This is a genomic window from Bombella favorum, assembly GCF_014048475.1.
In the GTDB taxonomy this organism is placed as follows: Bacteria; Pseudomonadota; Alphaproteobacteria; order Acetobacterales; family Acetobacteraceae; genus Bombella; species Bombella favorum.
In genome coordinates, this window is sequence record NZ_NWUS01000001.1 from 410,056 (window position 1) to 424,641 (window position 14,586).

General features: G+C 54.4%; 15 protein-coding genes. 6 read left to right on the plus strand and 9 right to left on the minus strand.

Annotated elements, in window-relative coordinates:
- Positions 1 to 41 precede the first annotated feature (41 nt).
- The 4 genes from CPA57_RS01945 to CPA57_RS01960 all read left to right on the plus strand — a co-directional run bounded on the left by CPA57_RS01945 (position 42) and on the right by CPA57_RS01960 (position 4,459).
- On the plus strand, positions 42 to 1,484 hold the full coding sequence (locus CPA57_RS01945) for an APC family permease (RefSeq protein ID WP_182081034.1): 1,443 nt from the start codon (positions 42 to 44) through the stop codon (positions 1,482 to 1,484).
- Positions 1,485 to 1,534: 50 nt separating this feature from the next.
- Positions 1,535 to 2,977 carry an amino acid permease gene (locus CPA57_RS01950; protein ID WP_182081036.1) on the plus strand — a complete coding sequence of 481 codons (1,443 nt, stop codon included), beginning with the start codon at positions 1,535 to 1,537 and terminating at the stop codon, positions 2,975 to 2,977.
- 95 nt (positions 2,978 to 3,072) lie between these two features.
- The gene (gene hemB, locus CPA57_RS01955) at positions 3,073 to 4,068 is read left to right on the plus strand and encodes a porphobilinogen synthase (RefSeq protein ID WP_182081038.1); all 996 of its coding nucleotides are present in this window, start codon (positions 3,073 to 3,075) and stop codon (positions 4,066 to 4,068) included.
- Positions 4,069 to 4,114: 46 nt separating this feature from the next.
- Positions 4,115 to 4,459, plus strand: a complete 345-nt coding sequence (locus CPA57_RS01960; RefSeq protein WP_182081040.1) for a YraN family protein — start codon at positions 4,115 to 4,117, stop codon at positions 4,457 to 4,459.
- A gap of 87 nt (positions 4,460 to 4,546) precedes the next feature.
- Here CPA57_RS01960 and CPA57_RS01965 read toward each other — a convergent pair whose 3' ends face one another.
- The 9 genes from CPA57_RS01965 to purB form a co-directional block, all read right to left on the minus strand.
- Complete coding sequence (locus tag CPA57_RS01965; RefSeq protein ID WP_182081042.1) at positions 4,547 to 4,864, minus strand: hypothetical protein; 318 nt, start codon at positions 4,862 to 4,864, stop codon at positions 4,547 to 4,549.
- A gap of 153 nt (positions 4,865 to 5,017) precedes the next feature.
- On the minus strand, positions 5,018 to 5,353 hold the full coding sequence (gene grxD, locus CPA57_RS01970) for a Grx4 family monothiol glutaredoxin (protein ID WP_182081044.1): 336 nt from the start codon (positions 5,351 to 5,353) through the stop codon (positions 5,018 to 5,020).
- A gap of 18 nt (positions 5,354 to 5,371) precedes the next feature.
- A complete protein-coding gene (locus CPA57_RS01975) occupies positions 5,372 to 5,599 on the minus strand; it encodes a BolA/IbaG family iron-sulfur metabolism protein (RefSeq protein WP_182081769.1) in 228 nt (75 codons plus the stop codon).
- A gap of 30 nt (positions 5,600 to 5,629) precedes the next feature.
- On the minus strand, positions 5,630 to 7,873 hold the full coding sequence (purL, locus tag CPA57_RS01980; protein WP_182081046.1) for a phosphoribosylformylglycinamidine synthase subunit PurL: 2,244 nt from the start codon (positions 7,871 to 7,873) through the stop codon (positions 5,630 to 5,632).
- Positions 7,873 to 8,571 (minus strand): phosphoribosylformylglycinamidine synthase subunit PurQ, encoded by a 699-nt coding sequence (purQ, locus tag CPA57_RS01985; RefSeq protein ID WP_182081048.1) that lies wholly within the window; start codon positions 8,569 to 8,571, stop codon positions 7,873 to 7,875. Before purQ ends, purL begins: the two co-directional genes overlap by 1 nt.
- On the minus strand, positions 8,572 to 9,342 hold the full coding sequence (locus CPA57_RS01990) for a Rap1a/Tai family immunity protein (protein ID WP_182081050.1): 771 nt from the start codon (positions 9,340 to 9,342) through the stop codon (positions 8,572 to 8,574).
- A complete protein-coding gene (purS, locus tag CPA57_RS01995; RefSeq protein WP_182081052.1) occupies positions 9,339 to 9,581 on the minus strand; it encodes a phosphoribosylformylglycinamidine synthase subunit PurS in 243 nt (80 codons plus the stop codon). Before purS ends, CPA57_RS01990 begins: the two co-directional genes overlap by 4 nt.
- Positions 9,581 to 10,342 (minus strand): phosphoribosylaminoimidazolesuccinocarboxamide synthase, encoded by a 762-nt coding sequence (purC, locus tag CPA57_RS02000; protein ID WP_182081054.1) that lies wholly within the window; start codon positions 10,340 to 10,342, stop codon positions 9,581 to 9,583. Before purC ends, purS begins: the two co-directional genes overlap by 1 nt.
- A 107-nt stretch (positions 10,343 to 10,449) precedes the next feature.
- Positions 10,450 to 11,781, minus strand: a complete 1,332-nt coding sequence (gene purB, locus CPA57_RS02005; RefSeq protein ID WP_182081056.1) for an adenylosuccinate lyase — start codon at positions 11,779 to 11,781, stop codon at positions 10,450 to 10,452.
- Between the two features lie 224 nt (positions 11,782 to 12,005).
- On the opposite strand from purB, the gene CPA57_RS02010 reads away from it, so the two are divergent.
- Both CPA57_RS02010 and CPA57_RS02015 read left to right on the plus strand, forming a co-directional pair.
- The gene (locus CPA57_RS02010; RefSeq protein WP_182081058.1) at positions 12,006 to 12,644 is read left to right on the plus strand and encodes a TerC family protein; all 639 of its coding nucleotides are present in this window, start codon (positions 12,006 to 12,008) and stop codon (positions 12,642 to 12,644) included.
- 172 nt (positions 12,645 to 12,816) lie between these two features.
- The gene (locus CPA57_RS02015; RefSeq protein ID WP_182081060.1) at positions 12,817 to 14,586 is read left to right on the plus strand and encodes a lytic transglycosylase domain-containing protein; all 1,770 of its coding nucleotides are present in this window, start codon (positions 12,817 to 12,819) and stop codon (positions 14,584 to 14,586) included.

Below are 14,586 nucleotides of genomic sequence, written 5' to 3' on the forward strand. Positions count from 1 at the left end.
AGAACAGATCAGAACCGACCTGACATGGAATCTTCTTCACCATGATGTCATCCCTCTGGCGCAAGAAAGCCATCACCTCCTCAGCCTCTACCCAAACGGGGCTGAAACGCATTTTCGGCACATGGCAGCTTATTGCTATCGGTGTAGGCGTGACCATTGGGGCCGGTCTCTTCTCCCTTACAGGTGTGGCCTCCGGCCTCTATGCCGGTCCGGCCATTCCTCTTGCTTTCCTCATTGCTGCCATAGCCGCCAGCTTTGCTGGTCTCTGCTATGCTGAACTGGCTGGGATGATCCCTTCTGGAGGGTCGGCCTATTCCTACGCCTATGCTGCTTTAGGTGAGTTTGTAGCATGGGTCATCGGCTGGGATCTGATCCTTGAGTATACTGTCAGCACAGCTGCCGTGGCCTCCAGTTGGTCCGGTTATATGACCTCTTTCCTCAAGGATTGGGGCATCGTCATAGACCCGAGGCTGTTACACCCACCCATGACACTGGTGGAGCTACCTGATGGGCATATGGCCCATGCATGGTTTAATGCACCCTGCCTGTTTATTCTTTGGCTTGTCACCACCATGCTGACACGGGGCACAAAAGAATCTTCCCGGATGAACGGCCTCATTGTGGGTATCAAGGTCTGTGTGCTGGTCGGTCTGGTCGTGGCCTGTCTTCCACATATCCAGATGGCCCATTTCCACCCTTTCATCCCCCCCAATGAAGGTCATTACGGGGAGTTCGGTTTTAGTGGCGTCATGCGGGCGGCGGGGATGGCCTTTCTGGCCTATATCGGCTTCGATATCGTCTCTACAGCTGCGCACGATACAAAAAATCCTCAGCGGTCGATGCCTATTGCCATTCTGGGCAGTCAGATCATCTGTGCGATCGTCTATGTTGTCGTGTCTGCCGTATTGGTTGGCGTGGTGGATTATCACCATTTTGCGCATGATCCGAGCCCGGTCGCCACCGTCATGGATGTCGTCAATCTGCCGTGGCTCAGCTTGCTCATCAAAGGGGGTATCTGTCTGGGGTATGTCTCGGTCGTTTACGGCCTACTGATGGGCCAGAGCCGTATTCTGATGAGCATGTCTCAAGATGGCCTGTTGCCTGCTTTTTTCCGCCGGATGCACCCCAAGAGCCATACGCCGGTCCCTAGCCATATGCTCAGCTTCCTCGCAAGCGGCCTACTAGCCTGCTGCCTGCCCATTGATATTCTGGCCAATATGGCCTCCATTGGCACACTAACGGCATTCGTAATCGTCTGTGCAGGCGTCATTGCCCTGCGCTTCACGGCACCTGATGCTCCCCGTACCTTCCGTCTGCCGGGCGGCCCTCTGCTTATTCCGTCCTTAGGCATTATTTCTTGCGGCAGCGTCATGCTCTCCATGAGCCTAATCACATGGGGGCGCCTAATTCTCTGGTTAGCCATTGGTGCCATCATTTATTTCACTTATAGCATACGGCACAGTCATCTCAGGGCGGACGACTGAACGGCGGCCCCCTTTTCCAGACGACACTGAAACATCGTGGAGCAAAGTGCATGAGACGGCCTTTCTGGCGTACCAAACCGATACAGACAGCAGCCCCTAATATGGGGTTGCACCGTGTACTGGGCCCTTGGCAACTAGTTGCCCTTGGGGTTGGTGTCACCGTTGGGGCGGGCTTATTCTCCATGACAGGCGTTGCTGCTGGTCAGTATGCTGGTCCGGCCGTGACGCTCTCCTTCATAATCGCTGCCATTGCCTGCGCCTTTGCCGGTCTCTGCTATGCTGAGCTGGCAGGCATGATTCCCGAAGCAGGCTCTGCCTATACCTATGCTTATACCTCCATGGGGGAAGGCATTGCGTGGATCATCGGCTGGGATCTTATTCTGGAATATACTGTTAATGCTTCCACGGTAGCCTCCAGCTGGTCCGGTTATTTTGGAACCCTGCTGCACCAGATCGGTATCCCGGTTGATCCCCGCCTACTAGCCCCCACCGGGGCCTCTATCATGATGCCTGACGGACAATTTGTCCGCGCCTGGTTCAACGCCCCTGCCGTCTTCATCATCTTCGCTGTGACTGGGCTGCTAATGTATGGCACCAGAGGGTCTAGCAAGATCAACATGGCAATCGTTGCGCTTAAGCTGCTGATCATTGGCAGTGTGACAGTCATCTGCCTACCTCACATTAAGTCTGCCAACCTTCATCCCTTCATCCCCACCAATACGGGACAATTCGGAGCCTTTGGGCCAAGTGGTGTCATGCGGGCCGCTGGTCTTATCTTCTTTGCCTATATCGGTTTTGATATCGTCTCCACCGCAGCACAGGACAGCCATAATCCTCAACGGAATATCCCGCTGAGTATTCTGGGAAGTCTGGTCCTTGCCGCCCTCATTTACGCAATCTTCTCATTCGTGATTGTTGGTGTAGTCAATTATCGGACGATGCTGCATGACCCGAACCCTGTAGCAACTGTCCTGCACAGCCTTCATATCCCGTGGTTCTCTGCCCTAATCACATTCGGTATTGCTCTGGGCTATATTTCCGTCATCTACGGGCTGCTCATGGGCCAGAGCCGTATCTGCCTTTCCATGGCCAAGGACGGCCTGCTGCCATCACTCTTTGAGAAACTGAATGAGCGCAGCAAGACCCCTTGGAGTTCACACATTCTCACCGCCGTGATTGCCAGCCTTCTGGCTGCGTGCCTACCTATCGATATTCTCGGCAAGATGACATCCATCGGAACATTGCTAGCCTTCATCATCGTCTGCTTCGGTGTGATGTTCCTACGTTTACGTCAACCCAATGCTGTACGCCGCTTCCGGACTCCCGGCGGTCCGTTCCTCGTGCCAATCCTTGGTATTCTTTCCTGCGGCACTGTCATGCTCGCCATGGACCTTATGACATGGGTCAGGCTAGCCCTGTGGCTGCTCATTGGTCTAGGGGTCTATGCCTGCTATGGCCTGCACCATAGCCGCCTGAAGCATAAACAGCACTAAGAAGCAGAGCCTGTCTCGGATAAAGCCATCCTCTTTATGAGGGTGGCTTTTTTTTAGTCTGGTCAGACGAAGGTTCAGAAGGCATCATGCCGGGCATGATGATGCATTCTTTCCCCCATACCCGCCTACGCCGTAATCGCCATGATGAGGCCACACGCCGCCTCGTCAGCGAAACACACCTACATGTCGATAACCTCATCTGGCCGATTTTTGTCTGCGAAGGCGAAAAACAGCGTCAGAAAGTGAAAGCCATGCCGGGGGTCGAACGTGTTAGCCTAGACTTATTGGCAGAGCATGTTCGTCCAGCTGTGGAGCTCGGAATCCCCGCTGTCGCCCTCTTCCCTGTCACCCCGATGGAGATACGGGACGAAGTGGGCACAGAGGCCCTAAATCCCGATAACCTCATGTGCCGTGCAGCCCGGACCTTGAAAGCAGCCTACCCCGAGCTTGCTCTAGTTGGGGATGTGGCTCTGGACCCCTACACCTCTCATGGCCATGATGGGCTGATCCGCGATGGCCAGATTCTCAATGATGAATCCGTAGAGGTTCTTCGCCAACAGGCACTCAACCAAGCACGAGCTGGCATTGATATTATCGCCCCTTCCGACATGATGGATGGGCGTATCAAAGCTATTCGTTCAACATTGGATGAGAACGGCCATCAAACAACTCGCATCATGGCCTATGCTGCCAAATACGCATCCGCCTTTTATGGGCCGTTCCGCAATGCTCTAGGGTCCGATGCCCTTCTCGGCGGGGATAAAAAGAGTTACCAAATGGACCCAGCCAACAGCGATGAGGCCCTCCGTGAAGTCGCCATGGACCTCGCTGAAGGAGCTGACATGATCATGGTCAAACCCGGTATGCCCTATCTGGACATCATCCGCCGGGTGCGTGACAATTTTGCGGCTCCAACATTCGCTTATCAGGTATCCGGTGAATATTCGATGATCATGGCGGCTATTGAAAATGGCTGGCTGGACCGTGAAAAGACCATTCTGGAAAGCCTGATGGCCTTCCGGCGTGCAGGGTGCAACGGTATTCTCACCTACTTCGCTGTCGAAGCAGCTCACCTCCTGCGTGCCCGCTAAGCAGTATCCTGCTGTCCCGCCTCTCCACCGCAGGAAGCGGGGCAGCTTGGCCTATCAATCAGGCAAAGATGCTGAAGAGTTAGCCGCAAATTTTCTAGCCAAACAAGGCTATAGTCCCCTAGCACGCAGATTGAAAACACCCTGCGGAGAAATTGATCTTCTTGTCGCTAATGATGAATGGCTGTTGGCTATTGAGGTTAAACAGCGCACAACCTTAACAGAAGCCCGATACGCCCTCTCCCCTAGGCAAAGCCAGCGTTTACTACGGGCTTTTTCCTTCATCATCGACACACGGCCAGACTGGCAAAGACCCAACACGCGGCTTGATGTTCTCGTTGTCAATCAAACGGGAACTATCGAACAGATAGAAGACGCCCTTCGCCTGTATTGAGCTCAGGAAAATACAGGCACAAAAAAACCCCACGAGCCAGATACAGACCCATGGGGTTTTCTATTTCCTTCTCACAGGAAGGCGAGCTCACCCGCGGCGATGGTGTGTATTCCGCCGGTGCTTGCTAACCACATGCCCACGGAAAGCCACAGTCCGAACGGCAACACCCCGGTGGTAATGCGAAGCAGCAAAGCGCATCGCTGCACCAGAATGTGCATGAGAAGCCGATCGATGAGCCAGCGTTACATGATGAAATGCTGACGGCGGAGCAATAAGAGCACTGAAGGTCAGCTTACTTGCTTCATGTTCCGTCAGAATACGATCCGCATGGGCTGCGGGAGCGGATACCAACCCTGCAAACCCCAGAAGCCCAAAAAGAACCCCTCCCTTAAGGGATTTCACCATGTCCTCAACCCTCCACCTTTTCCCATCGCCTCGTCACAACGGGAATAGCCCTCACCTTACAAATAGTCGCTAAGTCTAACCATAGAAGGACGAAGAAAGCAACGCCCGAACCCTAGGCCAACTTTTATTTAATGAGGACTAATTCCCTCCGAATTAGCCTTCGTTCTTCAACAGGCCTTTTTCGGACAGCAGGCTCTCAAGCTCGCCACTCTGATACATATCAGTGACGATATCACACCCGCCAATGAACTCACCCTTCACATAAAGCTGCGGGATTGTCGGCCACTGGGAGAAATCCTTGATACCCTGACGCATTTCCGGGCTCTCGAGCACGTTCTCTGTCTCAAAATCCACACCTACATGGGTAAGAATCTGCACGACACGAGCAGAGAACCCACATTGCGGGAACTGCTTGTCACCCTTCATGAAGAGCATCACAGGGTTTTTGTCCACCAAGGACTGGATGGTCTGAAAAACAGCCTCACTCATTTGATCATGTCCTCTCGATCAACCAGGAATGCGTGTCTTCACGGCCAGAGCATGTAGCTCTGTCCCGACACGATCCCCGAAAGCCTCATAAACCAGCTTATGCTGTTTTACCCGTGGCACACCACGAAATGTCTCGCTGACAACCTCACAGGCAAAATGATCGCCATCACCTGCGAGGTCTTCAACCACAATCTCTGCATCAGGAAAAGCCGCCCGAAGGGTCTTTTCGATCTCTTCTGCTGTCATCATGGTCGAAACCTCCCTATCTGCGTTTCCTCAGGATATTTCATCCAGATGCACAACTGGAGCATCGTCTTCCTCTTGCCCAATAAAGCGAGGGAAGAAAGAGCCATGCTGCTGACGAAGATGCTGAACTGATACATTCATGACACCATCAAGTGCCAGCACATCCCCACCGATACGCCCCAGACGAGACACCGGCACGCCAGCTGCTTTCGCAGCCTTCATCACCGCATCAGCCTGGTTTGTGGCCAGCACATACCGAGCCTGGTCTTCAGCAAACCAGTAAACATGTTCCGGCAGCCCAGCTGGGCCCTTTTCTAGAACACATCCTGTATTACCAGCCATGGCCATCTCGGCTACGGCAACAATCAGGCCGCCATCTGCCACATCGTGACAGGCCTCAACAGCACCATGCTGAATCTGCTCACGCACGAAATCACCATTCCGGCGTTCTGCAGCAAAATCAACTGAAGGCGGAGCGCCTTCCTCACGACCGAGGATCTCCTTCAGCCACATGGACTGACCGAGCTCTCCCTTCGTCTCACCAACAAGGAGCAACTCACCATCCTGCGGCATCGCCAGACCAACGGCTTTCCGGACATCATCCAGAACACCCACACCACCAATCACAGGGGCCGGCTGGATGGCCGTTACTGAGCCATCATCGCCACGGGTCTCGTTATACAAAGAAACGTTACCACTGACGACCGGGAAGTCCAGCGCACGACCTGCATCGCCAATGCCTTTCACGGCTTCAACGAACTGGGCCATGATGCGTGGATTTTCCGGGCTGGCGAAGTTGAGGTTATCTGTCATAGCCAGAGGCTTGGCGCCTGTGGCTGTCAGATTACGCCATACTTCCAATACCGCCTGTGCACCACCGATGTAAGGGTCAGCCTGACCATAACGTGGCGTACAATCCGTTGTCATGGCAAGACCACGATTTGTCCCCTCTACCCGGACAATGGCTGAATCAGCACCACCGGGGCGTTGTACGGTCTGCCCACCAACACCGCTGTCGTACTGATTCCATATCCATGCACGGGAGGCCCCATTGGCACCCGCCAGAAGGCGGCTCAGCCCCTTTTCGATACCACACGGATCAGCCGGAGGAACCAGAGCAGGTTGACGCTCATACGGCACGGTCGGACGGTCATAAATGGGGGCTTCATCAGCCAGCGGACCAAGCGGAATGTCTGCCTCAACCGTCCCGTTATGCCGTACTGTGATCCGCCCGCTATCTGTCAGCTTACCGACAATAGCGAAATCCAGTTCCCACTTCTCGAAGATCTTGCGAGCCTCTTCTGTCCGGTCCGGACGAAGCACCATGAGCATACGCTCCTGGCTCTCCGAGAGCATCATCTCATAGGCGTGCATGTTGGCTTCACGCTGCGGGACGTGATCAAGGTCCAGATCAATCCCGACGCCACCCTTGCTAGCCATTTCTACAGCGGATGAAGTCAGCCCGGCGGCCCCCATATCCTGAATAGAAATCACCGCATCGGTTGCCATCAGCTCAAGGCAGGCTTCCAGCAACAGCTTTTCGGTGAAGGGGTCTCCCACCTGCACAGTTGGCCGCTTGGAGCTAGATTCGGAATCGAACTCAGCCGAAGACATTGTGGCCCCGTGAATACCATCACGACCTGTCTTAGAACCGACATAAACAACAGGGTTACCCACACCAGCCGCAGCCGAGAGGAAAATACGGTCTTGCCGGGCAATCCCGACCGTCATCGCATTAACCAGCGGATTGCAGTTGTAAGAAGAGTGGAAGTTCACCTCTCCACCAACGGTTGGCACACCCATACAGTTGCCATATCCGCCAATCCCACGGACGACTCCATCCACAACACGCTTTGTGTCTTTATGGGTAGGGTCACCAAAACGCAGAGCGTTCAGATTGGCGATAGGCCGGGCCCCCATCGTAAATACATCGCGCAGGATGCCGCCCACACCCGTGGCTGCCCCCTGATACGGTTCGATGAATGACGGGTGGTTGTGGCTCTCCATCTTAAAGACGGCTGCCAGCCCTTCCCCAATATCAATCACGCCAGCATTTTCACCCGGACCATGAATGACCCACGGTGCCTTGGTCGGCAGTGTCTTCAAATGAAGGCGAGATGACTTATAGGAACAATGCTCCGACCACATAACGGAGAAAATACCAAGCTCTGTCAGGCTTGGTGTCCGCCCCATGATGTTCAGCACGGTCTCGTATTCATCATCTTTCAGACCGAAAGAGCGTGCAAGCTCAATATCAACAGGTGCTGTTGTCATCAGCCCAGTGCCTCCATGATCCCAGTAAAGAGCGGTAGACCGTCCGTACCGCCGAGGATCTCTTCCGTCAGATTTTCAGGATGCGGCATCAGACCACAGACACGGCGATTCTCACTCAAGACACCGGCAATAGAACGGGCACTGCCGTTCATGTTCACATGCTCGTCACTGTCTTTTACATGCCCCTCTGCCGTGCAGTAACGGAACGCAACACGCCCCTCACCTTCCAGACGATCCAGCATGTCAGGAGCGGCCGTATAGTTGCCATCCCCATGAGCCATAGGTGCACGGAAAACATCACCGTGCTTCCAACCGGACGTGAAAATACTATCACGGCCTTCGACCTTCAGATGACAATCCTGCGACAGAAAACGCATACCCGCATTACGCAGAAGGGCTCCTGGCAACATCTGAGCTTCCGTCAAAATCTGAAACCCGTTGCACACACCAAGGACATAACCACCCTTTTCCGCAAAGCGACGCACGGCCTGCATAATGGGTGAGTGAGCCGCCATGGCCCCACTCCGCAGATAGTCACCAAAGCTGAAGCCACCCGGAAGAACGATCAGATCAAGCCCATCGACATTGTCCTGTTGATGCCAAAGCATCTGCGGGGCCTTGCCGGATACCACCCGGAAGGCCTGAGCCATGTCACGCTCCCGATTAGTACCCGGAAAAACGACGATACCTGTTTTCATTTACTGTTTACCGTCCCCTGACTGACCCACTGGTGCCGATACGATAGGCCGTATCGTGGAAGAACACGGATAATTGTCATGCAGAGCCCGGTAAATACCACGCCCAGCGGGCTCGCTCATGGCATCATCATGACCTGCATACCAACCAACGACCAGAGCCCGGAGCTGTGCTCCCCGGATCTCCTTCGGCACACAGAAAGCCACCGGTGCATGAACACCCTCAACCGTGGAGTAATTGCGGGCCCAGACTTCACTGTCCATCGTTCCAGCCAGATAACCGTCACAGGCTAGCAGGCCACTATCATGCGTACACATGGAGACGAGACCACGCCCCGGCAGAGAAGAAATATTCTGGGCTTCAGCACGCTGCTCAACATACATGCCAGCCATCCCTGTAGGGCAGGTATAGTTGTCATGAAGAGCCTGATAGACAGCACGACCAGCAGGCTGGTTAGCTGAACTATCATGTCCGGCCAGCCAACCGACCACGACAGACCGCACCTGGATTCCCTTGATCCCCGTTGGGAGGCAGAAAGCCGTTGCAGGGCGGGAGCCAACCAGAGCTCCGAAGCTCTGGGACCAAGCAGCACCATCCACCACACCGGCAAGATAGGCACCACAAGCCGCACGTTTAGACTCTTTGTGGCAAAGGCTGCTCAGATCATCGCCTGAAAGGGCAGAAATACGCTGCGCATGGGCCGCTGTCCCTAAAAACACGCAGGCCACACTAAAAAGCAGGGCAAACCCTGTTTGTCGAATAGGTTTCTTCATCCGGCTACCTCTACGTGGAAATCCTCGATCACCTCGTTCGCCAGAAGGGCACGGGCCATTTCAGCCCCCTTCGCCTTGGCTTCTTCGGCATTATCAGCTTTCACGTGCAGATCCACAACACGGCTGATCCGCACATCAGAAGCTCCCTTAAAACCGAGAGAATGCAGTGCGTGCTCCACTGCCTTGCCCTGTGGGTCCAGCACACCATCCTTCAGAGAGACAAAAACCCTAATCTTCATTACACACCCTCCGCAGCTACGCTCTCACCTTGTCCATGTTCCGGAAGAATACCAAGGCGGCGAGCTACTTCCTGATAAGCTTCGCCTACCCCCCCCATATCCCGACGGAACCGGTCCTTGTCCATTTTCTCCTGTGTTCGGCTATCCCACAGGCGGCAATTGTCTGGCGAAATTTCATCAGCCAATACGATGCGCATTTCATCACCCTGCCAGAGACGGCCGAACTCCAGCTTAAAATCGACCAGCGTGATGCCAACACCCGTAAACAGACCACACAGAAAATCATTCACCCGTAGTGCGAGGCTCTGAATCTCCTCCAACTCCTGCGGATGCGCCCAACCGAATGTGGCGATGTGTTCTTCAGAAATCAGCGGGTCGTTCAGCTCATCATTCTTGTAGTAATATTCGACAAGAGTGCGGGGCAGACGCTCGCCTTCTGGCAGACCAAACCGTTTGGAGAGAGAGCCTGCCACGACATTACGGACCACGACCTCTAGCGGAATAATCTCCACTTCCCGCACCAGCTGCTCACGCATGTTCAGGCTACGAATGAAGTGCGTGGGGATACCCATCTCCCCCAAACGCTGCATCAGATATTCACTGATCCGGTTGTTGAGGACACCCTTACCGGTAATAATGCCGCTCTTGGCCCCATTACCGGCCGTTGCATCATCCTTGAAGTACTGGACAACCGTTCCCGGTTCCGGCCCTTCAAAAATGATCTTGGCTTTTCCCTCATAAATCTGACGACGGCGAGCCATGTCATTTAATCCTTACTCGATGCACCTACAGGCTGTCCGGGTATCCTAGCACAGCTCAATACCCTTAGACGAGCCTGTGATCAGACCGGAGGCCCCGGCCATACTATTCAGCCGAAAACGCGGGTAAATATCTGGTCTACGGCACGAAGATGCCGTGCTGGGTCCAGTGCATCATCAAGCACGGCCTTTTCAACCCGCTGAGCCACTTCCGGGTCTGCTTCCAGATTTTCACGGAAGGTCCGGCCTTCTGGTGTGCCGAGTTTCATCCATGTTGCCATGGCAGCACGCTGAACAATACGGTAGGCATCCTCACGAGAAATACCTGCACGGGCCAATACCAGAAGAACCTCGCCAGAATGGACCACGCCACCCAGGCTTTCCACATTGGCGATCATCTGATCCGGATAAACTACCAGTTTCTCCATCATCCCTGAGAGACGAGCCAGAGCGAAGTCCAGCGTAATTGTACCATCCGGGCAGATGTTCCGCTCCACAGAAGAGTGGCTGATGTCACGCTCATGCCAAAGGGCCACATTCTCCAATGCTGGTGTGACATAAGAGCGGATCAGACGGGCCAAACCGGTCAGATTTTCGGAAAGCACCGGATTCCGCTTATGCGGCATGGCCGAGCTACCCTTCTGCCCAGCATGGAAGAACTCTTCAGCCTCACGCACTTCAGACCGCTGAAGATGACGAACTTCTGTTGCCAGCCGTTCAATCCCGCTAGCAATGACACCCAGAGCACAGAAGAATGCGGCGTGACGGTCCCGAGGAATCACCTGCGTAGAAACGGATTCTGCCTTCAGCCCCAGACGCTCGGCCACATATTCCTCAACCTCTGGTGCAATGTGGGCATATGTCCCCACGGCGCCGGAAATTGCACAAACGGCAATTTCTTCACGTGCCACCTCAAGACGGCGGCGGTTACGGGCGAACTCGGCATAATGCCCAGCCAGCTTCTGGCCGAAGCTCATCGGCTCGGCGTGAATCCCGTGGCTACGACCGATGGTAACAGTCTGCTTATGCTCATAGGCACGCTTTTTCAGCGCAGCGAGGAGGATGTCCATATCCTCCAGTAGCAGATCGGTCGCCTGTGTCAGCTGTACGGCAAGGCACGTATCCAGAACATCAGAAGACGTCATGCCCATATGGACAAAACGGCTTTCCGGCCCGACTTTTTCTGCCAGCCATGTCAGGAAGGCGATGACATCGTGACGGGTCTCGGCTTCGATCTCGTCAATTCGTGCCACATCGGCATCAGAAAATGCCGCCATGGCCTCATCACCCTTTGTACGGATAATTTTGGCGGCTTCCTCCGGTATCTCCCCTCTGCGGGCAAGGGCCTCACAAGCCAGAGCCTCAATCTCGAACCAGATGCGGTAACGATTGACCGGGGACCAGATGGCCGTCATCCGAGGACGGGAATAGCGGGGAACCATGACGTAACTCCTGCAGGAAAAGCAATCCTGCCTTGATTACCCCAAATACCCCCTCTTTGCCCAGAGCCAACGGGGAAAAGAGGCAGCTTTTGCAGGAGTGAGACACACGATAGCTTTCCCAATCCTCTACAGAAATGATCATTTTTCTACATCAGGAACCATTTCTGTCTATAATAGCGGATCGAACGATACAGGCCGGACACTGCAACACGATAAGTGCGATCATGTCTTTTTCCTATTTCATCCTGATGGTCTGTCTGACCATTCTCCTGAATCTGGCCCTCAGCGGCTACAATGTGGTCATTCTCAAAAAGATCATCAATAGCATCAGGCCAGCCGGCACTGATGAGACACTCCATTCTCAAGAAACGCAAACGGAGATACAGCGCTACAGGCGACAAGCCCTGCTGTTTGGCACGGCTCTGGCTGCGTTCCTTAGGATAGGACTGACACTGATCCTGAGCGATCTGCTCGTCTTTTCCTATACCAAGGTTGTGGCTGGCATCCTTCTGCTCTGGACGAGCTGGACCCTATACCGTGCTCTCACCTCCTCCGGCCCGGAGGAGGCAAGCAGCCACTTAACCAGCCTAGCCGAGGCCATACCCAAGATTATCATTGCCGATCTAGCCCTCGGGTTAGACAATATTCTTGCCGTTGCGTGCGTCTCGATCCACCATCACGCCATCCTCATTATCGGGCTGGCCATCTCCATCCTGTTCATTACTATTGGTGTCATACACACGCCGACTCTCCTGCTTCGTATGCGTTGGCTTGGGTGGGTGGGGCTTGTGATCATGATCGGCCTCAGCCTGCATCTTCTCTATCAGGGCTACCATGATATCCGCTTCCCAATTGCCAATTAACCCTCCAGAGAGATCCCACCGGATTGCCGCCACCGTCCTGATGGCGGCTCTCCTATTCTGCTCAACCACAAGCGCATGGGGAGACACTGCCAGATCGCTGGAAGATGAGCTTGGGGTAAGCACTACCAGTCATCCATCATCATCTTTGTCTCGACTCACTGAATGGAAAGCTTTGACAGCCCCAAACGGGGCTGCCTATCCGGCACAGCGTTATGCGGAGTTTCTCCGCCAACAGCCCGCTTGGCCTTTACAAAAACGCATCGAAAGTCGGTATGAACACGCCCTGCTGGCCGATAATTCAGTACAAACCCGGCAGAATCTATGTTCTGCTTTTCCCATAGCACGCAGCGATCTCCTTACCGCCTGCGCTTCCTATCTTTCAGACGTCCCCTCACAGGCTAGACGGCTCTGGCGAGAAACAGACATGCCTTCCGGGGAGACAGCCCTCTTTCTCTCCCGCTTTTCATCCTATCTCACTCCTGCTGATGATCTGAAACGCTATGAACGGCTGGAGCGTACAGGGCCGGTCTCGCTGGCCCGACAGCAGCTACAACGGACAGCCCCCGCCTTACGGCCTGTTCTAACGGCACGGCTGGCCAATCGCTTCGCTACAGCAGAGGCGGATGCTGCCTTCCAGAATAGTGCATCCAGCAACGATGCCATGTTGCTTTATTACAGAGTAAAATATCTCCGCATCCATAACCGTCTGGATGAGGCTACTCGGCTCTGGCAGCAGACACCTCCCAAAACATCCACTGGCAACCTCTCCGTTCCTACAACAGCAGAATGGCAGGATGAACGGACAAGTTTTGTCCGTGCCCTACTTCGTACAGACAGAGGCGATGCTGCACAGACAGGATTTGCCCTACTGAACAGTCTTCCTACGGCAGAACAAACGCCAGATAGCCACCTAATGGCCGGGTACATTGCCCTCACTCTGCTACACGCCCCGAATCAGGCCATTCCACATTTCCGAGCTTTGGCAGAAGAAACAGACTTAAGCCACCGTGCCACCGGCCTCTATTGGCTTGCCCGCAGCATGGAAAGCCAGCACCCCGATCAAGCTACGTCTTTTTACAAAAAAGCAGCAGCACTCCCGACAACCTTTTATGGGCAAATGGCTCTTGCACGGCGAACACACACGGCGTTGCTATCGACCACAACCCGGGACGGGCGTTTTCTTGCACCATTCAAACAACAATTAGCGGCCCTTCCCCCCATACCAACCGGCAACAAACGCCTGCCGCGCCCTGATCTAGTGGACGCAGCAACACAGCTCCAACAAGCCGGTGATCGCAAGAATGCCACCCTGTTCCTGAGCTATCTTCTGGGAAGAACGCAAAACGATAAAACGGTGCAACCTACCATTGCCCGACTGGCCGTTACACTTAGCCTACCCAAACCTTCTATTCTGGCGGCCCGGCAACTCGCACGACAGGGTATCGCCTTTTATCCGGGCGGCTATCCCTCACCCAGTGTCATATTCCCCACATCTTTACCCCGGAGTCTCATACCTGCTCTGATCCGTCAGGAAAGCAGCATGGACGAACAAGCCATCAGCCCCCGCCACGCATTTGGGCTTACCCAGCTTCTCCTCCCTACAGCCATACAGACAGTAAAGCGTCACTCCCTCCCGTACCATCTGACATCACCTGCCGACCTGCTAGACCCAAACATCAATACGATACTTGGCAGCCTCTTTATGGAGGACCTCCATAATCGTTTTGGGCAGGTTCTCCCTTATACACTCGCCGCCTATAATGCCGGGCCAGGCCGTTCCAAACAGTGGCAGGAGCAAATGAACAGCCCCACTTCTCCTACCCTAGCTGACGAAGACAATCTATTACGCTGGATTCTGCTCATCCCCTACAAAGAGACAAGGCTCTACATCGAGCATATTGTGACGGATATGTCCCTTTATACCGTTCTTTTGGAGCACTAA

Excerpts from the sequence above, each read along its gene's own strand:
- CPA57_RS02010 (WP_182081058.1), top strand. The coding sequence starts at position 12,006 with ATGTCTTTTTCCTATTTCATCCTGATGGTCTGTCTGACCATTCTCCTG.
- CPA57_RS01965 (WP_182081042.1), bottom strand. The coding sequence starts at position 4,864 with ATGGTGAAATCCCTTAAGGGAGGGGTTCTTTTTGGGCTTCTGGGGTTT.
- hemB (WP_182081038.1), top strand. The coding sequence starts at position 3,073 with ATGATGATGCATTCTTTCCCCCATACCCGCCTACGCCGTAATCGCCAT.
- purB (WP_182081056.1), bottom strand. The coding sequence starts at position 11,781 with ATGGTTCCCCGCTATTCCCGTCCTCGGATGACGGCCATCTGGTCCCCG.
- CPA57_RS01945 (WP_182081034.1), top strand. The coding sequence starts at position 42 with ATGATGTCATCCCTCTGGCGCAAGAAAGCCATCACCTCCTCAGCCTCT.
- CPA57_RS01990 (WP_182081050.1), bottom strand. The coding sequence starts at position 9,342 with ATGAAGAAACCTATTCGACAAACAGGGTTTGCCCTGCTTTTTAGTGTG.
- purC (WP_182081054.1), bottom strand. The coding sequence starts at position 10,342 with ATGGCTCGCCGTCGTCAGATTTATGAGGGAAAAGCCAAGATCATTTTT.
- purS (WP_182081052.1), bottom strand. The coding sequence starts at position 9,581 with ATGAAGATTAGGGTTTTTGTCTCTCTGAAGGATGGTGTGCTGGACCCA.
- CPA57_RS01950 (WP_182081036.1), top strand. The coding sequence starts at position 1,535 with ATGAGACGGCCTTTCTGGCGTACCAAACCGATACAGACAGCAGCCCCT.
- purL (WP_182081046.1), bottom strand. The coding sequence starts at position 7,873 with ATGACAACAGCACCTGTTGATATTGAGCTTGCACGCTCTTTCGGTCTG.
- grxD (WP_182081044.1), bottom strand. The coding sequence starts at position 5,353 with ATGAGTGAGGCTGTTTTTCAGACCATCCAGTCCTTGGTGGACAAAAAC.
- purQ (WP_182081048.1), bottom strand. The coding sequence starts at position 8,571 with ATGAAAACAGGTATCGTCGTTTTTCCGGGTACTAATCGGGAGCGTGAC.
- CPA57_RS01975 (WP_182081769.1), bottom strand. The coding sequence starts at position 5,599 with ATGACAGCAGAAGAGATCGAAAAGACCCTTCGGGCGGCTTTTCCTGAT.